Source organism: Pseudomonas sp. RA_105y_Pfl2_P56 (genome assembly GCF_963970845.1).
Lineage (GTDB): Bacteria > Pseudomonadota > Gammaproteobacteria > Pseudomonadales > Pseudomonadaceae > Aquipseudomonas > Aquipseudomonas baetica_A.
Genome location: NZ_CAXAPL010000019.1, coordinates 83,639 through 104,011, shown reverse-complemented (window position 1 = coordinate 104,011; position 20,373 = coordinate 83,639). Strand labels below are relative to the sequence as shown.

Genomic DNA, 20,373 nt, shown 5'->3' with positions numbered 1-20,373 from the left:
CCGGTTATCCGCCCGCCGCTGGCGCGAAGAGGGTTTCAAGATAGGCTTGGCTCTCCCCCATGTTGATGCTGTCGTTCAGCCCCTGACGCTGATACCTGACCAATTGTGGTTGCAGGGAAATCGCCAGATCGGTCTCGCGGTCACCACCTGCAACATAAGCGCCGACGCTGATCAGATCGCGACTCTGCTGATAACGCGACCATAGCTGTTTGAAATACTGCGCGCGCTGCATGTGTTCCGACGACACCACCGCTGGCATTACCCGACTGATCGACGCTTCGATATCGATGGCCGGGTAGTGTCCTTCCTCGGCCAGGCGCCGGGACAGCACGATGTGGCCGTCAAGTACGCCTCGGGCCGAGTCGGCAATCGGGTCCTGCTGGTCATCGCCTTCGGACAACACGGTATAGAACGCGGTAATCGATCCCCCGCCCTTCTCCGCATTACCGGCGCGCTCCACCAACTTGGGCAACTTGGCAAACACCGACGGCGGATACCCCTTGGTCGCGGGCGGCTCGCCGATGGCCAGGGCGATTTCCCGCTGGGCCTGGGCAAAACGGGTCAACGAATCCATCAGCAACAGAACGTTCTTGCCCTTGTCGCGAAAATACTCGGCGATCCGCGTGCAGTACATGGCTGCGCGCAGACGCATCAACGGCGCATCGTCCGCTGGCGAGGCCACCACCACCGAACGCTTGAGGCCTTCTTCACCGAGAATGTGCTCGATGAACTCCTTGACTTCACGACCCCGCTCACCGATCAGACCCACGACGATAATGTCGGCCTCAGTGAAGCGAGTCATCATGCCCAGCAATACGGATTTACCGACACCGGTACCGGCGAACAGGCCCAGTCGCTGCCCCCGACCGACCGTCAACAAACCGTTGATGCAACGAATGCCCACATCCAGTGGAACACTGATCGGGTCACGGTTGAGCGGGTTGATCGTCGGGCCGTCCATCGGCACCCAGTCTTCGGCTTTCATGCCGCCCTTGCCGTCCAGCGCGCGACCGGCGCCGTCGAGCACACGACCGAGCATGCTCATGCCCATCGGCAAGCGACCGGTATCGGCCAGCGGTACCACACGGGCGCCCGGGGCGATACCGGCGACGCTGCCGACCGGCATCAAAAAGACTTTGCTACCGGAGAAGCCCATGACTTCCGCTTCAACCTGCGAAGGGTGATAGCTGTCGTCGTTGATCACCAGGCAGCGCGTGCCCATGGCTGCGCGCAGGCCTTCGGCTTCCAGCGTGAGGCCGACCATCCGCAGCAGGCGACCTTCGAGAATGGGCGCACCGGCCATTTCAGTGGCCTCGGCATAAGTGCTCAGGCGCTTGGCGAAACTGGTGCGTTCAAGGCGCATCGGTGGCGTCCGCGAGCGACTCGTCTGGGGCCGCCACCGGTTTGGCGTCCTCAGGGATATCCAGACTCAAGTCCGGCGCGGCCGGGTGCAGAGCCTGTTCGTGCAACTGATCGAACAGCTTGTCCATGACCTGAGTGACGCGGGTTTCAATGCTCGCGTCGATTCGGCTTTGCTCGGTTTCAACGCGGCACCCACCCGGCATCAAGGATTCGTCCTCGACGATGCGCCAGGTTTCCTCATGACGCTCGCGCAGGGCTTTGGCCTGTTCGAAGTCCTGAGGGTTGATGTACAAGCGCACATTATCGACGCCCAGCGGCAGCAGCTTGAGGGCGTCGCGCATGACGTGTTCGATCTGGCTCGAGTCGATGGCCAACTCGCGCTTGATCACCTGTTTGGTGATGTGCTGTACGAGGTCGACCAACGACTTTTCGATCTGCGTGTCTTGTTCGGCGATGGGCTCGAACAGATGCCCCATCAATTGCTCAAGGCTGACAAGTTTAGCCTCCAAGGCCACTTCGGCCTCTTGACGCACCTTGAGCGTGGCACTGTGAAAACCCTCTTTTTCGCCGATGGCGAAACCCTCGTTGTAGGCCTCCTGACGGATGCTTTCGAGTTCTTCCAGGGTCAGTGGCTGGACTTCTTCCAGCGGCACTTCTTCCATTTCCGGCGGTTCGAGCTCCGGCTCCGGCTCGGGTTCCGGTTTCGGCGGATCGAAACTGGGCAGTGCCCAGGACTCGAAACTGCGAACATCCCGGGCACGGATCAGATCCGTCACATCGTCATGCTTGTCCATGGGCTTAGATCATTTCCTCGCCGCCCTTGCCACCGAGCACAATCTCGCCGGCTTCGGCCATTCGACGGGCAATGGTGAGGATTTCTTTCTGTGCCGTTTCCACGTCGCTGACACGCACCGGGCCTTTGGCCTCGAGGTCGTCGCGCAACAGTTCGGCCGCACGTTTGGACATGTTCTTGAAGATCTTCTCTTTGACGCCTTCGTCCGAACCCTTGAGGGCCAGCACCAGCACGTCGGAAGACACTTCGCGCAGCAGCGCCTGAATGCCGCGGTCGTCGACATCGGCCAGGTTGTTGAACACGAACATGAGGTCTTCGATCTGACCGGACAGGTCTTCGTCGACTTCGCGGATCGAGTCCATGAGCTGCCCTTCGATCGAGCTGTCGAGGAAGTTCATGATGTCCGCCGCACGCTTGATGCCACCCAGGGTGGTGCGCGAGGCGTTCGAGTTGCCGGAGAACTGCTTCTCGAGAATCTGGTTCAGTTCTTTCAGTGCCGCTGGCTGCACGGTGTTCAACGACGAGACGCGCAGGATGATGTCCAGACGCACCTTGTGATCGAAGTTGCCGAGCACCTCACCGGCCTGATCCGGATCGAGGTACGCGACCACGATGGCCTGGATCTGCGGGTGCTCGTAACGAATGACGTCGGCAACGGCACGCGGCTCCATCCATTTCAGGCTGTCCAGGCCGCTGGTGTTGCCACCGAGCAGGATGCGGTCGATCAGGCCGTTGGCCTTGTCTTCACCCAGGGCCTGGGTGAGCATTTTGCGCACATAGTCGTCGGAACCGACGCCCAGGCTGGTCTGGTCGCCGACGATGTCGACGAACTCGCTCATGACCTGCTCGACCTGCTCGCGATGGACGTTACCCATCTGCGCCATGGCCACACCCACACGCTGAACCTCTTTGGGCCCCATGTGGCGCAGCACTTGCGCAGCATCGGTCGAGCCAAGGGACAGCAGCAGAATCGCGGCTTTGTCGACCTTGTTCAGTTTGACGGTAGCGGCTCGGTTATCACTCATCTGCGTTAATCCACTCTTTCACGACCTGAGCCACGCGACCCGGGTCTTCAGCCACCAGACTCTTGATTGCATTTAGCTGCGCGTCATAACCCTCGCTCGGGCTCGGCAACAGAATGCTCTGCGGACCACCGAGGCTTACGCGGTCGTTGGAAAGTTCGCCGTCCAGGCCGCCCATGCCACCGAGTTCCACGTCGCTGCCCAAACCGGCCAGCTCCTTGCCTTTGCCGCCGCCGGTGATGTTGTTGAGCACCGGACGCAGCACACCAAACACCAGCACCAGGATGAACAACACACCCAGCACCTGTTTGACGATGTCCCAGAACCATGGCTGGGAGTAGAACGGAATATCGGCAATCACTTCGCCGCGCTCGGCGGAGAACGGCATGTTGATCACGCTGACGCTGTCGCCACGGCTGGCGTCGAAACCGACGGCGTCCTGCACCAGACGGGTGAAGCGCGCCAATTCATCGGCGCTCCACGGCGCGCGGGTGATTTCCCCGTTGGCCGCATTGACCTTGACCTGATCGTCGACCACCACCGACACCGACAGCCGATTCAGGCGACCCTGCTGCTGCTTGGTGTGGCTGATGGAGCGATCGAGTTCGAAGTTCTTGGTGGATTGTTGACGCTTGTCAGCCGGGTACGGCGCGAGCATCGGCTGGCCGGTGGCCGGGTCCATGATCTGCTGACCGTTGGCATCAACCAATGGTTGACCTGGCTGGATCATGCCAGCCGCAGTGGCAGCACCACCGGTGGTTTGCGGCGCCGAAGCTGGCGACGGCGGCTGGTTGCTCAGCGCCCCTGGCACACCTTGCGGGCCGTTGCTGGCGGTACGCTGCTCGTTGACCGACTGCTCGCTGCGCAACGCCGGTTGATCCGGGTTGAACTGTTCGGCAGTGGATTCGACGGCGTTGAAATCGATATCGGCCGAGACTTCGGCCTTGTAGCGGTCGTTGCCCAGTACCGGTTGCAGAATGTTGTGCACGCGCTGGGTGAGCATGCTTTCCATGCGGCGGCTGTAATCGAACTGCTTGCCGGCCATGGTCATTTCGGAGTTTTCCGCCTGATCAGAGAGCAGGTTGCCCTTCTGGTCAACGACAGTGATCTGCGATTTGCTCAGCTCGGGAACGGAAGTCGCCACCAGGTTGATGATCGCCACCACCTGACCTGGCTCCAGCGAACGACCGGAGTACAGTTCAACCAGAACCGAGGCACTCGGCTTGCGCTCATCACGCACGAACACCGAACTCTTCGGAATCGCCAGGTGCACACGAGCACCCTTGACGTTGTTCAGGCTGGAAATGGTGCGCGCCAGTTCACCTTCCAGGCCACGACGATAACGGGTCGCTTCCATGAACTGGCTGGTGCCCAGCCCCTGTTCCTTGTCGAGGATCTCGAAACCGATATTGCCGTCGCTGGGAGTGACACCAGCGGCAGCGAGTTTCATCCGCGCACGGGACAGGTCATCGGCCTTGACCAGCAAGGCGCCGGAATTCGGCTCGACGGTATAAGGGATGTCGGCGGAGGCCAGGGTGTCCATGACCTGTTTGGCGTCCATGCCGGCAAGGCTGCCGTACAACGGACGGTAATCCGGCTGCTGCGACCACAACACCACGGCAAAGCCAATCGCCACACTCGCAGCCAGGCCGACCAACAGGCCTACCTGACGCAGCATGGTCATCTCGGAGAGGTTTTCCAGGAAGGACAGACCGAACAGCGGCGGTTTGCCGTCTATCGGGGTGGCCTTGGCCGGAACATTATCGGCGACTGCTTCTGCCATGACTCAATCTCGTCCTTAAACCGGCATCTGCATGATGTCTTGATATGCCTGAACCAGTTTGTTGCGTACCTGGGTCAGAGCCTGGAACGACACGCTGGCTTTTTGCGAAGCGATCATCACGTCCGTCAGATCGACGCCGCTTTTACCGATTTCAAAAGCGTTAGCCAACTGATTCGACGCCTGCTGGGTATCGCTGACTTTGTTGATCGCCTGACCGAGCATGTCGGAAAAGCTGCTGCCAGCCAGTTCAGGGACAGCGGCTGTCGATTTCGGCGCAGACATGGCATCCATTTTCATGGCCTTCATGTCCATCATCAACCGATTAAATTCAATACCTTGGCTCATGGTCTACTCTCTTTGGCGGCCCGCAATTTTTTGACACTCACTCGGCGGGTACACAGGTGTTAGCAACAAGGGTGCCAGCTCAGGGGCAGCCTTTTGAGAAAAGCGTTTTCAAAGCGTTGCGGTTCAGATCAAGTGGCGAACAGATAGCCTTCGACATCCATCCCCGCATCGCGCATTTGCGCCAGCTTGTAACGCAAGGTGCGCGGACTGATGCCGAGTTTTTCCGCCGCTTCCTTGCGTCGCCCACGCTCAGTGCGCAGGGTATCGATGATCATCTGAAACTCCCGGCGACGCAGGTCATCGCCCAAGGCGCCGGCCGAATCCGCGTCGATTTCAACTTCACGAATCATTTGTGGCGCTGGCGCTGCCACCGGCAAAGCGGCGAACGTCACGGCACCGGCCAGGCAGAAATCCTGCGGTTGAATCAAACCGCCCTGCTGCAAAATAAGTGCACGCTGAATGGCGTTATCCAGTTCACGCACGTTGCCCGGCCATGGATATCCGGTCAGGCATGCTTGCGCCTCGGGCGAGAGTTTCGCCGCGGCATGCTTCATTTTATTGACGTGCTTGGCCAGCAACCGCTCAGCCAGCGGCAAGATATCGGCAGTGCGCTCGCGAAGTGGACGCCAGGCCAGGGGGAAAACCGACAGGCGGTAGAAAAGATCCTCACGGAATCGCCCCGCCGCCACCTCACCTGCCAGATCGCGGTTAGTGGTGGCCACCACCCGGATATCCAGGCTGATCGGCTTGCGCGCACCGACTCGCTCGACTTCGCGCTCTTGCAGCACACGCAACAGCTTGGCCTGCAGACCGAGGGGCATCTCGGAGATTTCGTCGAGCAGGATCGTGCCGCCGTCGGCCTGTTCGAATTTGCCAGCCTGCGCCGCAATTGCCCCCGTGAATGAGCCCTTCTCGTGACCGAACAACGTTGCTTCAAGCATGTTGTCGGGAATCGCGGCGCAATTGATCGCAATAAACGGTTGATTGGCGCGGTGGGATTGCTGATGAATGTAGCGTGCCAGCACCTCTTTGCCAGTGCCGGACTCGCCGGAGATCAACACGGTTGAATCGCTGCGCGCGACCCGCGCGGCCAATTCGAGCAACTGCGCGCTGGCCGGTTCGACAGCAATCGGGCCTTCGACGTCGCCGGTAACGAGGCTGCCCAGCGCATGGCGCGACACCAGATCGAGTAACGCTTTAGGCTCAAACGGCTTGACCAGATAATCAGCGGCGCCTTGGCGCATCGCATCGACGGCACGCTCCACGGCGCCATGCGCCGTCATCAGCAACACCGGCAATTGCGGCTGGCGGGCGCGCAGCAGCGAAAGCAATTGATGACCGTCCATGCCTGGCATGTTGACGTCACTGACCACCAGACTGAACGCTTCGCGCGCCACCGCCGTCAACGCCTCTTCAGCACTGCCGACTGCGTGGTAATCATGACCGGCCAACAGCAGTGTATCGGCCAGCGCCTCACGCAACGAACGGTCATCCTCGACCAGCAGAACCTTGATACCCATGATGCTCACTCAGCTCCCTGTACAGCGGAAAACAGCGGCAGGATCACCTGCGCGCACGTGCCGCGCCCGACACGCGAACGCAGCTGCAATTCTCCCTGATGCGCCCGGGCCACAGCCTTGACCACGGTCAGACCGAGGCCTGTGCCGGTGACTTTGGTGGTAAAAAACGGTTCACCGAGGCGCTCCAGCACCGACGGCTCGATCCCGCTGCCGCTGTCGCTGATGCACAACCGCAGCGTGTTGTCGCGGGTGTAGCAATGCACTTTCAAGCGCACAACGGCGGCGCTGGCCTGAATCGCGTTTTCGATCAGATTCAAAAGGGCCCCGACCAGCGTGTCGCGATTGCACAGCAACTCGCCGACATGACTGTCGCACTGCCAGCGAATGGGCAAATCCTGCACATGGGTCAACGCGGCCGCTTGCAACGATTGCATCAAGGCATTGGGCGTAAGGCGATCAGTCAGCGGCAATTCACCACGAGCGAACACCAGCATGTCGCGCACCTGATGCTCCAGCTCATGCAGACGCTCTTTCAGGCGCCCGGCAAAACGCTGCTGGGTGGCGACCGGCAGCTCCTGCTCGGTCAAATGACTGGCATAGAGCAATGCAGCCGACAGCGGCGTGCGGATCTGGTGAGCCAGCGAGGCCACCATGCGCCCCAGCGAAGACAAGCGCTCATGGCGCGCCAGTTGATCCTGCAGGTGACGGGTTTCGGTCAGGTCGTTGAGCAGCACCAATTGCCCCGGCTCGGCATCCAGCGAGCGCGTGGCAATCGACAGGCGCCGACCGTTTTTCAGAGAGATTTCGTGACCGTCGTCTTCACGCGGGGCGAAGCAACGCGCGATGACATGGCGCCACAGTTCGCCCTCCAGTGGCAAACCGAGCAACTCGATGGCCGCCGGGTTGGCTTCGACCACAATGCCGTGGCCATCGATCACGATGACGCCGCCGGGCAACAGATCCAGGAGGTTTTGCAGACGATTGGCCAGACGCTCTTTTTCCGCCAGCTCCTGCATGCGCTGAGCGCTGACCACGGCCAGCTCACCCTTGAGCTCGGTAACCCGCGCTTCAAGCATGCTGTAGGAGTCAGTCAACTGACTGGACATCTGACTGAACAGCGCGAAGGCCTGCTCAAGACCCTGCCGGCTTGCCTGCTCTACGGAGGACGGTTGCCCCTCGGGACTGGAGGCAGAAGACATCTGGGCGGCTTGGGGCATTGTGATCTCTCGCTTTGCTGACCGTCAGTGAAACGGAACGTTGCGAGGGATGTAGCAATACCCGTGCCTAAAAAAAACTGCTTATAAATGAAGAGGTTGAAAAACAGGCGTCAATCATCCGCCTGTTCGTCTCCATCGCGCCGGCTCATACCGTATTTGCGCATCTTTTCCACCAGCGTGGTACGCCGAATGCGCAGGCGCTCGGCAGCCCGCGCCACGATGCCGTTGGCGTCGTCGAGCGCCTGCTGGATCAGGCCCTGCTCGAGACCACCAAGGTAGTCCTTCAGGTCCAGGCCTTCTGGCGGCAGCATGGCGTTCGCGGTGAAGTCTGGCGTATGGCCGTTGATTGCCACGCGCTCTTCGAGATCGCTGCGCAAGCTGTCGACCATTTGCTCGTCTTCATCATCGACGTAGCGGAATTTTTTCGGCAATTCGACCACACCAATCACCCCGTACGGATGCATGATCGCCATGCGCTCCACCAGGTTGGCCAGCTCACGGACGTTGCCCGGCCAGGCGTGACGGCACAGCGACATGATCGCCGCCGAGTTGAAACGGATCGAACCGCGTTTTTCGTGCTCCATGCGCGAAATCAGTTCGTTCATCAGCAGCGGAATGTCTTCGACGCGCTCGCGCAACGGCGCCATCTCGATCGGGAACACGTTCAGGCGATAGTAGAGGTCTTCGCGGAAAGTACCGATCTCGATCATGCTTTCGAGGTTCTTGTGGGTCGCGGCGATGATGCGCACGTCAACGCTCTGGGTCTTGTTGCTGCCCACGCGCTCAAACGTACGCTCTTGCAACACGCGCAGCAGCTTGACCTGCATCGGCAGCGGCATGTCGCCGATTTCGTCGAGGAAGAGCGTGCCGCCATTGGCCAGTTCGAAACGGCCGGCTCGGCTGGTGATGGCACCTGTGAAGGCGCCCTTCTCGTGACCGAACAGTTCGCTTTCCAGCAACTCTGCCGGGATCGCCCCGCAGTTGACCGGTACGAACGGCGCGTCACGACGTTTGGAATGGTAATGCAGGTTACGCGCGACCACTTCCTTGCCGGTGCCGGACTCGCCGAGGATCAGCACGCTGGCGTCGGTGTCGGCCACTTGCTGCATCATCTGACGCACGTGCTGGATCGCACGGCTGGTGCCGACGAGACTGCGGAACAGATTGGGTTCTCGATGACGACCGCGCTCGCGGGCCTGGTCATACATTTCGCGATAGACCTGGGCGCGGTGCAGCGAGTCAAGCAACTTGCTGTAGCTCGGCGGCATTTCGAGGGTCGAAAGCACGCGGCGACGCTGGTCTTCAGGCAAGTCGACGGAAGAATTATCGCCCATCAGCAAAACCGGAAGGAACTCATCCCAGGTTGCGAGTGTCTTTAGCAAGCCAAAAAGCGCACCAGGAGCATTGACCGTCCCGATCAGTACGCAAATGACCTCACGACTAGACGACAAAGAGCCGACCGCCTGCTGCCAGTCATGGCTGCCGCAGGGTAAATTTTCTTCGCCGAGAAAATTCAAGATCACCGCCAGGTCGCGGCGGCGGACGCTATCGTCATCGATCAGCAGAATTTTGGTTTCACGCCACATGCAATAGCAACTTCCCTAGTCAACTCAATGCCCAAAATAAGGGGCAAGCGAGACGCTTGCAGGACACCATGTGCCTGTAGACGCCTGAAATCTGAAAACAGCCACTAGTTAAGTCAAAAAACCGTGCACAGTCAAATTTATGGCGCACATGCCTGGATTAACTGGGGGTTAATTAACCAAACAGATGGTAAACCTTTGCCGCCTTTTGCGCTTGGGTGATCTGCGACATTTCGCTGGCTATCGCCTGCCGCTCACCCATCGCCGCCTCAAGAAGCGCCTTGTAGACATGGAGCAACTCCTCAAGATTGTTGCGCAACGCGTCTTCATCCAGAGCAGCTTCAGCCATGACGTCTTCCATGCAGGAACGGCACGCCAGATCCAGCTCGCCAATGGCTTCCCAGTTGCGTTCGGCCAGCGCAGTGACCAACGCTTCACGGGTATCGGCGATTCGCTGCAATACTAGACTCATGACGATCTCCTTCAGAACTGCGGTGCCGGCACAGGAGCAATGGCATCCCAGCCTTCTTTCACCGTACCCAGCAAGCCTGCAACCTCATCGAGAATGCGCGGATCGCTGCTGATGTTCGCCTCGGCGAGGCGCTTCATCATGTAGATATACAGCCCATCCAGATCAGCCAGGGTGTCTGCGCTATTCTCCAGATCGAGGCCTTCGCGCAGGCCGCTGACAATGCCAATCGCCTTGCTGATCGAAGTGCACTTGCCAGGAATGTCCTTGCGCTCGATGGCGCCTTTGGCCTGAGCGATACGGGCCAGTCCACCTTCCATCAACATTTGCACCAGACGGTGCGGGCTCGCTTCGGATGTCTGAGCGTGTGCGCCGACTTTCTGGTACTGCCGAAGGGCTAACATCGGATTCATGTTCTACCTCATTGCCACAATGACTCGTATAACCAGTTTATCGCCAACGAATCACAGAACTTTAGATCAAAAGACAAAAACCCGGCGCACGCCGATAAAGCGTAGCCGGGTTTTTGTCGTTACCGCCTGTTACTTCGCGGACTGCTGAGCGTTCAGGGAGCTGAAGAACGACGTGATATTACTTGCCGTTGCTTTCATCTGCCCGACCAGCAGGTCCATTGCGTTGTACTTGGCCGTCAACGTCTTCGTCAGGTTATCGACGCGCAAGTCCAGGGCCGTCTGCTGCTTTTGCAGGGCAGTGGTGAGGTTCGTCAGGTTGGAACTGCGCTGATCGAGCAGGCCACCGGTCTTGACGTACGGATCAACCGCCGCGTTCATGCGTGCCAACAGACCGTTTTTGGCGTCGGTACCACTGAACAGCTGTTGAACCTGACCGGCCATGCCCGGGAGTTCCATACGCTTGTTGAACACCGCCGTGTCGAGCGCCAGCAAACCGGTTTTGCTGTCAGTCAGAACACCCATCTGCGACAGTACGGACAATTGCCCCTGACCACCAGCCCCCGGATCAGTCAGCTGAGCACGCACATCTGCCATCAACGAGCGCGGCAACGCGTCACCGGTGAAAGCCGATGAAACGGTCAGCTTGCCATCGGCGTCCGGCGTCGCCTTGGACAGCGTGTCGACGGTTTTCCTCAGGGTGTTATAGGCATCGATGAACGTCTGCAGCGACGCCTGGATACCGGCGGTATTGGTCGCAACCGAAACCGTCGCCGGGGTTGCCGTGCCGTTGACGACAGGGCTCGCAGCAACCAGATTCAGCGTCATACCGCTGATTGCGCCCGTCACCGTGTTGGTCTTGCTGCTGACCGCCAGCCCGTCAATGGTGAGGTTGGCATCTTTGGCCACCTTACCAACCGCCCCGGAAGCGCCTGCCGCCGGATTGTCACCCATTTCCTGGGTGCCATCGATCTCAAGACCAGCGATACCGCTGACCTGCAGGTCCATGCCGGCGCCAGTCTTGTTCGAGCTCAGCACCAGGCGCGAAGAACCGCTACTATCGGTCACTATGTTGGCGGAAATACCGTTGCTGGCCTGCGCCGTGTTGATCGCGTCCCGCGTGGACTGCAAGGTGGCATTGGCCGGAACCGCAACATTGTAATCAATGCCATTCTGACTGATTTTCAGAGTACCACTCGGAATGGCACTGGCGGCACCGCCGGCAAATGCGGCACTGGCCACTTTCGAGCCGGTGGCCAGGTTCTTCACAACAACGCTGTAAGTACCCGGTACAGCCGTTTTGTCCGATGTCGCACCAACAATCGTTGGTGTGTCCGACGTTGCGGTAAAACCGGCAAATGCCGGGCTCGACGCTTTATTAAGGTCGGTCATCGCCTTTTGATACGCCGCCAGTGCGCTTTTCAGCGAACCGACACCGGAAATCTTCAGCGAGTTAGTTTTCGTCTGAGTGTCGATCTGCGTCTGCTTGGCAGACTTGTCGGCGTTGACCAGCGCGGTCACGATCGCGCCGATGTCCAGGCCGGAACCCAGTCCGGAACCCGGTAGAATTGGACTTGCCATGTGCATCTCCCTTCAGATTGTTGCCATTCTTTTGACCGTTACACGCGTCCTGAGAACGTACAAACATTATTCATGCCAGCTATCAGACTTTGGCATCGAACAGAACGTGGCTCGCATTGGCAAGACTGTCTGCCAGCTTGAGGGCTTCTGCGGAGGGAATCTGTCGAACGACCTCACCCGTCTCGCTTGCGATCACCTTGACGATGACCTTTCCGGAGTGTTCATCGATGGAAAACTCCAGATTGCGCTTGATCGACTGTACAAACTTTTCGATCTCCTGCACCGCCAGTTTCAACTTGGCGTCGTCCGAACCCTGACTCTTCGCAACGACCGGCGCTTCAGTCTTGGCAACTTCAGGCGTCTCTGACGGTTTGTCAGCGACCGGCGTTACTGGCTTGGGAACCGGATAAGACACGTTAAGCTTTAAGCTCATGTCCATACCCATCACCTCTTGACGTAAAAAGGCGAGAGAGCACGACCAGCGCACCCCCCCGCCCAAACTCTATCCGAAATTACTGAAGCAGCTTCAGTACAGCGGAAGGCAGTTGGTTGGCTTGAGCCAGAACAGAGGTCGAAGCCTGTTGCAGGGTTTGCTGCTTGGTCAGGTTAGCAGTCTCTGCGGCGAAGTCGGTATCTTGTACGCGACCTTGTGCAGCAGTGGTGTTCTCGGTGATGTTCTGCAAGTTCTGGATGGTGCTGGTCAGACGGTTTTGCGAAGCACCCAGGCTGGCACGAGTTGCACCGATTGCAGCGATAGCGGCGTCGATTGCAGTGATCGCGTTATCGATGTTGTCCGAAGCAGAACCAGCACCAGTACCCGAAGTACCGGTCAGAACTACAGTACCGCTACCTACGGACAGGCTGACGGCGTCGAACTTGGAGCTCAGTACCAGGTCGATGTGGTTAGCCGAACCGGTGTTTGCACCCACTTGCAGGGTCACAGTACCAGCCGAACCGTCCAGCAGGTTTTTGCCGTTCAGGTTGGTAGCAGCGGAGATACGGGTGATTTCGTCAGACATCTGAGCGAATTCAGCGTTGGTAGCGGTCTGGTCAGCAGTGCCGTTGGTACCGTTACGTGCTTTAACAGCCAGTTCACGCATACGCTGCAGAATGTCGGTCGAAGCTTGCAGAGCGCCTTCAGCGGTCTGAGCAACGGAGATACCGTCGTTGGCGTTCTGGATAGCTTGGGTGTTACCACGGATCTGCGAAGACATACGGTTCGAGATCTGCAGGCCAGCAGCGTCGTCTTTAGCGCTGTTGATTTTCAGGCCGGAAGACAGGCGCTGCATCGAAGTCGACAGAGCGTCGGAAGCGCGGTTCAGGTTTTTCTGAACGTTCAACGATGTGGTGTTGGTGTTTACTGTTAAAGCCATGACGAATTCCTCGTTGGTTGGGTACTGCGGCTTCCGGCCCTGGCAACCGCCGGGTATGGCCTAGAGAACCTTCGTAATAGTTATCGTCGGGATTGCAGGTTGCTTGAGGGCTTTTTGAAAAAAATTTGCCATCACCCTGCCACCCCCGAGAAAACAAAGACTTAGCAGTAATTGAGCCGCGAAAAAATGACGTCATAAAACCGACTTCGGCGCAAACCTGCGGGCCAGCGCAGTCGCCGGGCTCAGACCAGGACACTTTCCAGCAAGTCGAGCAGTTCGTACTCCATATAGTCGGCCAGTCCCAACCAGTCCTGGCGCTCCTGACAATCGAGCATTTGCGTGAGCACCTGCGCCCACATTTGCTGGACATCGGCAGGCGCCGAGAGCAGCAACTGCTGCGCACCTTCGAAGACATCGACCATGCTCAACCCCGCCTCGACATCCCGCCCCAGCCGAAACAGACCAGCACACTGACGGCATTCGCCGATACACTTTTGCATCGCCGTCATTGCACGAACTCCTGATTGAATTGCGTTCCGGCGATCAGCGCACCCGCCCTGCTGCTATTGAAAAACTCAACGTGCGGATGCGCAGCGATGTAACGCTCCAGCACGCACAGGTAACCGCGGAAGTTGAGCTGGGTGCTGACTCGCTGGCCATACCCGTCGCGCACCCAGTGCCGCGCCTGACTGACCCCAGGCCCCAGATCGCCATCGCTCCAGCCAGCGTGGGTCTTGTTCATCGGAAAGGCGAAATCGGCGCCAAATAGCGTGAGACGAGACGCGCCCATTTTCACCGCCAGATCAACGGCCGGGTGAATCACGCTTCCACCGACATGCAGCAATGCCCGCGGATGCTGCTCCCGCAACCCGGCATACACCGGGCTGGCCGAGTAACTGCCATAGCGCTTACCCTTCCAGGCCCGCAAAACCTCGGGGTCGCTCATGGGCAAATACACCAGCGCGATACCGTCGGACGCCTCGAACGGCAAATGACGCAAGCTGATCCGCTGATCAATGGTCACCACCAGATCCGGCACGATCCCGCGCTCAATCAACGGCCGATAAGCCGTGTCGACACAAATGAACAGCGGGCGCTGAGCCTGAGCCCGCAGCGCAGCCAATCGTTCAAAGTGCCCTTCCAGGGTCGGTCCGGTGCCGATCACGTAGATCTCGCGATCGGTGCAGGTACCGAATAACTGCGCCACATCGTCATCACCCAGCAGCACTGGCAGGCAATCCTGCAGACGCTGTTGAATGAACGGCGACTGCGCGTCGAACTCGCGATTGTTGAACCTCAGATGGACTTCGTTCACCAACCGATCGCGGATCTTGGCGTTGTAATCATCGGCCAGCAGCATCTCGGCAGGCAGCGCGAAGAACGGCGTGAAAAAGTCCAGATGATCAGCGGCGTAAAATAACTCGACGCGTGGATCTTCCAGCCATCCGCGCTGATCGAGCAATTGCACCACCAGTGCGAACAACGCTCCATTGAGGATATGCACGTACAAACGTTGCAATCGGTCACGCTCAAGCAGCACAGCAGGTAAATCACCGAGACCGGTGCCGTAGACGTGTAATTGCGCCTTGTCCGGCAGACTGGCCGCCTGAGTATGCGCCTCCTGGAGGCGATCGTGACGGCTAGTGAGTTGAACGCCATTAATGCTGAGCGTCGAGCCCAGCCCCTCAATCAACTGAGCTGCAAGGGCCGCACTGTCTTCAGCCAGCAGTCGCTCGAACAGCGCCGGCCAGCGCCGCTGCAACACCTCGGCATTGGCTTGAAAAAACTCCTTCATGGCGCCTCGCGCTCCCTTTCAGGCAAAAAAATAGCGTTCAAGGGTAACCTTGAACGCTATTTTTGTATCCGCCGTTTTTTGCTTGGCTCATGGACGATAGATGATCGCCGACCCCCACGACAGACCGACCCCGAAACCGCTCAGCGCAACGCGCTGCCACTGCGAGTCGAGGGAATGTTTTTCCAGCAGCAACGGAATGCTCGACGACACGGTGTTGCCGGTCTCGACCATGTCCTTGATGAACTTCTCAGGCTCACCTTCGAAACGCCGGGCCACCGCATCGACAATCGCCGCACTGCCCTGGTGAATGCAGAAGGCGTCGATGTCGTCCGCCTTGAGGCCGGAATCGTCGAGCAGTTCATGCAAGTGCGCCGGGACTTTGAGCAGCGCGAAGTTGAACACCTGACGCCCGTTCATGAAGAACACGCCATCGGTCACTTTCAGGTGCGGCGCACCGGAACCGTCGGTGCCGAACTTCGCCTTGCCCAGCGCCCAGGCAGGGTCTTCGCCCATCCAGGTAGCGGTGGCGGCATCGCCGAACAGCATGGTGGTGTTGCGGTCTTCCGGGTCGACGATTTTCGAATACGGGTCAGCGGTGATCAGCAGGCCGTTCTTCAGGCCGGCGGCTTCCATGAAGCCCTTGATCGCATAGATGCCGTAGACGTAACCGGAGCAGCCCAGGGAAATATCGAACGCCGCGACATTAGTCGGCAGACCGAGTTTGTCCTGGACGATTGCAGCAGTATGCGGCAGGCCTTCTTCGTCACCGTTCTGAGTGACGACGATCAGTGCGTCGATCGATTCACGCTTCAGTTCAGGGTTGCTGGCAAACAGCGCATTGGCCGCTTCCACACACAGATCGGAGGTTTCCTGTTCAGCATCTTTGCGCGGCAGGAAGGCCGAACCGATTTTACCGAGGATGAATTCTTCATCCTTCTCGAATTTTGCACCTTGTGCGTAATTGTCCACGCCGGCTACAGGAACGTAGCTCGCAATGCTTTTTATGCCAATCATTACGGCTTCCCAATATAAAACAGCCCAAAACCACCGCTCGCAAGGATTCGAGGGGCGCCGACAAACAGAAAATGGCTGCCACAACGGGCAGCCACGGGGAGCGCATAGGGCTGTCACTGAAACCGATACACGGCCAGGCGCCATCTCCCCGCTCAATACAATACAGTGAAGATGCGCGTTATGACTCGCAGGTCACGCTATTTTGCCGAATCGGATGCAGATTGGGTTATTCGACCAACGACCAATCCAGCGGCGTACCACGCTTGATCGGTGCGCGAGCGCGACGCCCGAGGACAGCATCGGCGTGCTTGGGCGCCAGGCCAAGGCCGGGCCGAATGGCGCGCAGATTGTCACCGGAAAAGGCTTCGCCGGCAGCCATGTCGGCAGTCACATATAGAGAGCGCCGATAGACCAGTGACTTGCGTTCGACTTCGGTGACGCCGTAATGCACCTGCCCCATGGCCTGCCAGGCACGCTCGGTTTCGATGACCAGACTGGCCAGCTCTGCGGGCTCCAGCGAGAAACTGGCATCCACACCACCTGCCGAACGGTCGAGGGTGAAGTGCTTTTCCACCACTGTCGCCCCGAGTGCCACGGCGGCCACCGATACGCCCAACCCCATGGAGTGATCGGAAAGCCCCACTTCACAATCAAACAATTCCCGCAGATGCGGGATCGTACGCACATTGCTGTTGAGCGGGGTCGCCGGGTAAGTGCTGGTGCATTTGAGCAGCACCAGATCCTTGCACCCGGCCTCGCGGGCGGCGCGCACGGTTTCATCCAGCTCAGCGATGCTGGCCATGCCGGTGGAGATGATCAGCGGTTTGCCGGTCGCAGCCACACGGCGGATCAACGGCAGATCGGTGTTTTCGAAACTGGCGATCTTGTACGCCGGCACATCGAGGCTTTCGAGAAAGTCCACCGCCGTGGCATCGAACGGCGTCGAGAACGCGAGCATGCCCAACTCTTTGGCCCGGGCAAAAATCGGCGCGTGCCACTCCCACGGGGTGTGGGCCTTCTCGTACAGATCGTACAGCGAAGTACCGGCCCACAAGCTGTTTGGTTCCTTGATGAAAAACTCACCCTCGGCCAGATCCAGAGTCATGGTCTGCGCCGTGTAGGTCTGTAACTTCAAGGCATGGGCGCCTGCCTTGGCGGCGGCCTCGACAATCTGCAGAGCCACCGCCAGCGACTGGTTATGGTTGCCGCTCATTTCGGCAATGATGAATGGCGGCGCATCGGCACCGATCAGACGCTCGCCAATTTTGAAACTACTCATCGCGGTGATCCTTCAAAACCTTGGTGAACGCGCAGGCACTTTGGGTGAATCCGGCGTCACTAAACACATTCAAAGAGGGACGATTGTCCGGCAGGACCTGCGCCGTAATGGCTCTCAACTGCGGCCAGTGTGCATGGACGAACACCTCACCTCGCGCCAGCAGCGCCCTGCCCCAGCCAAGACCGAACCGTCCCTCCAGCAGGTAGAGCGAAACTTCGGCCTCAAAGCCACGCAGGTCATAACGCAAGACGCCGACCGGACCGTCATCGGCCTCGGCGATCAATAGCAAGCGATGCGGATTGCGCAGGCTCCCATTCAGCCAGTGCAAATGCTGCGGCCACGCGATCGCGCCGCTGTCCAGCGACCAGCACTGCACAGTCTCGGCATTGCGCCCGTCGAACAGCAAGTGCGCATCATCGAGCGTCGCCGTGCGCAGCTTGAGCACCGCACCGGCCAACGCCGCCGCCACCCGCAACGCACCGCGCCCATCCACCAGTTGCCGCGAACGTTCCGACAAGCTCTGGCGCAGATAAAAATTGTCGACGACAAAACCGATGGCGTCGCGCAGTTGTTCGACGCTGACCTGCTCACGGGCGCCCATGAACACATGCGCCCCCGCCGCCGCCATCACTTCGCCGTTGGCCTGCTGATTGTTCGACACTGCGATGCACAGGGTTGGCAGGCCCAGGGCCGCGCGCTCCCAACTGGTGCCGCCACCGGCGCCGATGAACAGATCGGCGCCGATCATGCGCTGCTGGAAATCGCTGACGAAACTGTGCAGGCGCCAGTGCGGCCGTGTTTCGGCCAGTGCCTGCATTTGCTCCCAGGCCGGATTGTCTGCACCGGCGACGAAATCCACTTCCAGATCAGTGAAATCCTGCAGCGCGAGCATCGCGTGATGAGTCTGCATCGCTACATCGAAACCACCAAAATTCACCAGCACCCGACGGGCCTTGGGTTTGATCTCGATGGCCGGACACACGAACTCTTCACGCAACATGGCGTAGCGTGGACCGAGCAAAATGCGGCAATCGGCGGGCAGCCGCGGCGCGTAGTTCTCGGTGACTCCGGACAGATTCTGATTGAGCAGCAGATCGACGCTGTAATGACGGGTGGCGAGATCGTCCACCGCCGCGATCCGTGGCGCCCAGCGACGGGCCGCGGTTTGCCAGTGATGATCGAGGCCGTAATGGTCGGCGATGATCCAGTCGAACCCGGTATGCCCCTCCAGCAACGATGCCAATGCATCGATATCGGCCTGCCACGGCAGCATCGATTCGATGGCCTGCTGGGGGTCTTCGTCGGGGTAAAAGTCCGGTAACGCGAAGGTTTCAAAACCCTCATCGCTCAGCGAATTGAGCCGATGCCCCGACAACCGCCGGCAGGCAAACGCGACATGACTACCCTGCTTGCGCAGCACCCGCGCCAGCGTCAGACAACGGGCAATATGGCCACTGCCGATGGTCGGCGAGGCGTCAGCGCGGATCAGCACTCTCATTGAAGTTCTCCGCCGGCCTTGAGCGCGGCGTAGAGGTATTCGGCGCGTTTCCAGTCTTCCAGCGTATCGATGTCCTGCACCAGATGCCGCGGCACAATAACCGGCAGGCTCGCGGGGGAATACAGCACCTCACCGCGCAGCCAAGCCTCGCTAAGGCCCCAGTAGAACTGGCCGGCGTCCTGAAACGCTTCGGGCAGATCCTGCGAGCGGGTATCGCGAAATTCCGGGTACAACGCAGTGAGCGCACCCTGCCCGTCCACCGTCAGCGCCCGCTGCACGGGGAAACCAAAGCTGCACACGGAAAACGCAAACGACTTCTGCGGATGCTGCTGCAGCAACCCTAAGCCCTGACGCAGAAAGCGCGCCTGCAACAAGGGCGCGGTGGCGTACACGCAGCAGGCGTAATCGAAGGCCGGGAGCTGCTGCAAGGCATGCGTGATCACCGCAGCGGTGCCGGTGAAATCATTCGCCAGTTCAGCCGGACGCAAGAACGGCACTTGCGCGCCATGGGCCAGCGCCAGTTCGGCAATTTCGGCGTCGTCGGTACTGACCACGACCTGTTCGAACAGGCCACTGTCGAGCGCCGTACGGATCGAACGGACAATCATCGGCACGCCGTCGAACGGCAACAGGTTCTTGCGCGGGATGCGTTTGCTGCCCCCGCGCGCCGGGATGATTGCGACGTTGCTCAAGGGCGTTTTTCCAGCAGGAACCAGGTGACATCGTCCGCCGGGAACTGCGGATCGCGGTGGTAGACGAAACCGTAATCGAGCAGTTGCAGATCCGGATAGCGATCAAGTATTTCCCCGGCGAAATCGCGCTTGAACAGTTTGCCGCTGTTGCCGCGATAAGACACTTCCACCGGCGCCGGGTTGTAGTACTCGGCGATCAGAATGTAGCGCTGACTCAACGCGTACAGCTGCGCATAGGCAGTCGGCAGCAACTCCGGCGCCAGATGGATCAACACGCCTTTGCTCAGGGTCAGGTCGTAACTGCGCTCGCGGGGAAAGTCGAACAGCGAGCCGTGCCAGATCTGCGCGATACCCAGTGCCCGCGCCTGAGCGCAGGCGCTTTCGTTGATCTCGACCCCGAACAGTTCACTTTGCGGCAGCAGTTGATGCAGCGCCTGCAGGTTGTTGCCGGCATTGGTGCCCAGTTCCACCACGCTGTCGATGCGCCCTGCGCGGCTCAGGGCCTTGGCGAACAACGCCAGGTTGGCCGCTACCAGCGGCTGACCGACGTTGCGATCGACGTACTGATTGCCGAAATCGCCCTGCCAGAATTTTTCCTGCTCACTCAGATCACGCATTACACAGTCTCACTCGCCGC

General features: G+C 59.5%; 20 protein-coding genes. All 20 read right to left on the bottom strand.

Features of this window, described 5'->3' with window-relative positions; genetic code table 11:
- Positions 1-4: 4 nt before the first annotated feature.
- Positions 5-1,363 carry a flagellar protein export ATPase FliI gene (gene fliI / locus AACY11_RS15130; RefSeq protein WP_339432607.1) on the bottom strand — a complete coding sequence of 453 codons (1,359 nt, stop codon included), beginning with the start codon at positions 1,361-1,363 and terminating at the stop codon, positions 5-7.
- Positions 1,353-2,156 (bottom strand): flagellar assembly protein FliH, encoded by an 804-nt coding sequence (gene fliH, locus AACY11_RS15125; protein WP_339495109.1) that lies wholly within the window; start codon positions 2,154-2,156, stop codon positions 1,353-1,355. Before fliH ends, fliI begins: the two co-directional genes overlap by 11 nt.
- Positions 2,157-2,160: 4 nt before the next feature.
- Positions 2,161-3,180, bottom strand: a complete 1,020-nt coding sequence (gene fliG / locus AACY11_RS15120) for a flagellar motor switch protein FliG (protein ID WP_007920042.1) — start codon at positions 3,178-3,180, stop codon at positions 2,161-2,163.
- Positions 3,173-4,960 (bottom strand): flagellar basal-body MS-ring/collar protein FliF, encoded by a 1,788-nt coding sequence (gene fliF / locus AACY11_RS15115; protein ID WP_339432609.1) that lies wholly within the window; start codon positions 4,958-4,960, stop codon positions 3,173-3,175. Before fliF ends, fliG begins: the two co-directional genes overlap by 8 nt.
- 15 nt (positions 4,961-4,975) lie before the next feature.
- Positions 4,976-5,305 (bottom strand): flagellar hook-basal body complex protein FliE, encoded by a 330-nt coding sequence (gene fliE, locus AACY11_RS15110; RefSeq protein WP_221731982.1) that lies wholly within the window; start codon positions 5,303-5,305, stop codon positions 4,976-4,978.
- A 128-nt stretch (positions 5,306-5,433) separates the two neighbouring features.
- A complete protein-coding gene (locus AACY11_RS15105; protein WP_339432670.1) occupies positions 5,434-6,825 on the bottom strand; it encodes a sigma-54-dependent transcriptional regulator in 1,392 nt (463 codons plus the stop codon).
- A 5-nt stretch (positions 6,826-6,830) separates the two neighbouring features.
- Positions 6,831-8,024 (bottom strand): sensor histidine kinase, encoded by a 1,194-nt coding sequence (locus AACY11_RS15100; protein ID WP_339432671.1) that lies wholly within the window; start codon positions 8,022-8,024, stop codon positions 6,831-6,833.
- A gap of 128 nt (positions 8,025-8,152) precedes the next feature.
- A complete protein-coding gene (locus AACY11_RS15095; RefSeq protein ID WP_221731983.1) occupies positions 8,153-9,628 on the bottom strand; it encodes a sigma-54 dependent transcriptional regulator in 1,476 nt (491 codons plus the stop codon).
- A gap of 172 nt (positions 9,629-9,800) precedes the next feature.
- Complete coding sequence (locus AACY11_RS15090) at positions 9,801-10,097, bottom strand: flagellar protein FliT (RefSeq protein WP_339432610.1); 297 nt, start codon at positions 10,095-10,097, stop codon at positions 9,801-9,803.
- 11 nt (positions 10,098-10,108) lie between these two features.
- Complete coding sequence (gene fliS, locus AACY11_RS15085) at positions 10,109-10,507, bottom strand: flagellar export chaperone FliS (protein WP_141128979.1); 399 nt, start codon at positions 10,505-10,507, stop codon at positions 10,109-10,111.
- Between the two features lie 129 nt (positions 10,508-10,636).
- Positions 10,637-12,085, bottom strand: coding sequence for a flagellar filament capping protein FliD (fliD, locus tag AACY11_RS15080; RefSeq protein WP_339432611.1), 1,449 nt, complete (start codon positions 12,083-12,085; stop codon positions 10,637-10,639).
- Positions 12,086-12,167: 82 nt separating this feature from the next.
- Positions 12,168-12,524, bottom strand: coding sequence for a flagellar protein FlaG (locus AACY11_RS15075; RefSeq protein ID WP_339432612.1), 357 nt, complete (start codon positions 12,522-12,524; stop codon positions 12,168-12,170).
- Positions 12,525-12,597: 73 nt separating this feature from the next.
- Positions 12,598-13,458 (bottom strand): flagellin domain-containing protein, encoded by an 861-nt coding sequence (locus tag AACY11_RS15070; protein WP_339432613.1) that lies wholly within the window; start codon positions 13,456-13,458, stop codon positions 12,598-12,600.
- Between the two features lie 242 nt (positions 13,459-13,700).
- On the bottom strand, positions 13,701-13,967 hold the full coding sequence (locus tag AACY11_RS15065) for a hypothetical protein (RefSeq protein ID WP_339432614.1): 267 nt from the start codon (positions 13,965-13,967) through the stop codon (positions 13,701-13,703).
- Positions 13,964-15,253: a motility associated factor glycosyltransferase family protein gene (locus AACY11_RS15060; protein ID WP_339432615.1), complete on the bottom strand. Its 1,290-nt coding sequence runs from the start codon at positions 15,251-15,253 to the stop codon at positions 13,964-13,966. The genes AACY11_RS15065 and AACY11_RS15060 overlap by 4 nt, the downstream gene beginning before the upstream one ends.
- An 87-nt stretch (positions 15,254-15,340) precedes the next feature.
- Positions 15,341-16,267: a ketoacyl-ACP synthase III gene (locus AACY11_RS15055; protein ID WP_339495108.1), complete on the bottom strand. Its 927-nt coding sequence runs from the start codon at positions 16,265-16,267 to the stop codon at positions 15,341-15,343.
- 226 nt (positions 16,268-16,493) lie between these two features.
- Positions 16,494-17,546, bottom strand: coding sequence for a pseudaminic acid synthase (pseI, locus tag AACY11_RS15050; protein WP_339465200.1), 1,053 nt, complete (start codon positions 17,544-17,546; stop codon positions 16,494-16,496).
- Positions 17,539-19,044 (bottom strand): UDP-2,4-diacetamido-2,4,6-trideoxy-beta-L-altropyranose hydrolase, encoded by a 1,506-nt coding sequence (gene pseG, locus AACY11_RS15045; RefSeq protein WP_339465199.1) that lies wholly within the window; start codon positions 19,042-19,044, stop codon positions 17,539-17,541. The genes pseI and pseG overlap by 8 nt, the downstream gene beginning before the upstream one ends.
- The gene (gene pseF / locus AACY11_RS15040; RefSeq protein WP_339432619.1) at positions 19,041-19,736 is read right to left on the bottom strand and encodes a pseudaminic acid cytidylyltransferase; all 696 of its coding nucleotides are present in this window, start codon (positions 19,734-19,736) and stop codon (positions 19,041-19,043) included. The genes pseG and pseF overlap by 4 nt, the downstream gene beginning before the upstream one ends.
- A complete protein-coding gene (locus AACY11_RS15035) occupies positions 19,733-20,353 on the bottom strand; it encodes a pseudaminic acid biosynthesis-associated methylase (protein WP_339432620.1) in 621 nt (206 codons plus the stop codon). The genes pseF and AACY11_RS15035 overlap by 4 nt, the downstream gene beginning before the upstream one ends.
- Positions 20,354-20,373 lie beyond the last annotated feature (20 nt).

Bases quoted from the DNA above. Each gene is read 5' to 3' on its own strand.
- fliI (WP_339432607.1), bottom strand. From the start codon at position 1,363: ATGCGCCTTGAACGCACCAGTTTCGCCAAGCGCCTGAGCACTTATGCC.
- fliH (WP_339495109.1), bottom strand. From the start codon at position 2,156: ATGGACAAGCATGACGATGTGACGGATCTGATCCGTGCCCGGGATGTT.
- fliG (WP_007920042.1), bottom strand. From the start codon at position 3,180: ATGAGTGATAACCGAGCCGCTACCGTCAAACTGAACAAGGTCGACAAA.
- fliF (WP_339432609.1), bottom strand. From the start codon at position 4,960: ATGGCAGAAGCAGTCGCCGATAATGTTCCGGCCAAGGCCACCCCGATA.
- fliE (WP_221731982.1), bottom strand. From the start codon at position 5,305: ATGAGCCAAGGTATTGAATTTAATCGGTTGATGATGGACATGAAGGCC.
- AACY11_RS15105 (WP_339432670.1), bottom strand. From the start codon at position 6,825: ATGGGTATCAAGGTTCTGCTGGTCGAGGATGACCGTTCGTTGCGTGAG.
- AACY11_RS15100 (WP_339432671.1), bottom strand. From the start codon at position 8,024: ATGTCTTCTGCCTCCAGTCCCGAGGGGCAACCGTCCTCCGTAGAGCAG.
- AACY11_RS15095 (WP_221731983.1), bottom strand. From the start codon at position 9,628: ATGTGGCGTGAAACCAAAATTCTGCTGATCGATGACGATAGCGTCCGC.
- AACY11_RS15090 (WP_339432610.1), bottom strand. From the start codon at position 10,097: ATGAGTCTAGTATTGCAGCGAATCGCCGATACCCGTGAAGCGTTGGTC.
- fliS (WP_141128979.1), bottom strand. From the start codon at position 10,507: ATGAATCCGATGTTAGCCCTTCGGCAGTACCAGAAAGTCGGCGCACAC.
- fliD (WP_339432611.1), bottom strand. From the start codon at position 12,085: ATGGCAAGTCCAATTCTACCGGGTTCCGGACTGGGTTCCGGCCTGGAC.
- AACY11_RS15075 (WP_339432612.1), bottom strand. From the start codon at position 12,524: ATGGACATGAGCTTAAAGCTTAACGTGTCTTATCCGGTTCCCAAGCCA.
- AACY11_RS15070 (WP_339432613.1), bottom strand. From the start codon at position 13,458: ATGGCTTTAACAGTAAACACCAACACCACATCGTTGAACGTTCAGAAA.
- AACY11_RS15065 (WP_339432614.1), bottom strand. From the start codon at position 13,967: ATGACGGCGATGCAAAAGTGTATCGGCGAATGCCGTCAGTGTGCTGGT.
- AACY11_RS15060 (WP_339432615.1), bottom strand. From the start codon at position 15,253: ATGAAGGAGTTTTTTCAAGCCAATGCCGAGGTGTTGCAGCGGCGCTGG.
- AACY11_RS15055 (WP_339495108.1), bottom strand. From the start codon at position 16,267: ATGATTGGCATAAAAAGCATTGCGAGCTACGTTCCTGTAGCCGGCGTG.
- pseI (WP_339465200.1), bottom strand. From the start codon at position 17,546: ATGAGTAGTTTCAAAATTGGCGAGCGTCTGATCGGTGCCGATGCGCCG.
- pseG (WP_339465199.1), bottom strand. From the start codon at position 19,044: ATGAGAGTGCTGATCCGCGCTGACGCCTCGCCGACCATCGGCAGTGGC.
- AACY11_RS15035 (WP_339432620.1), bottom strand. From the start codon at position 20,353: ATGCGTGATCTGAGTGAGCAGGAAAAATTCTGGCAGGGCGATTTCGGC.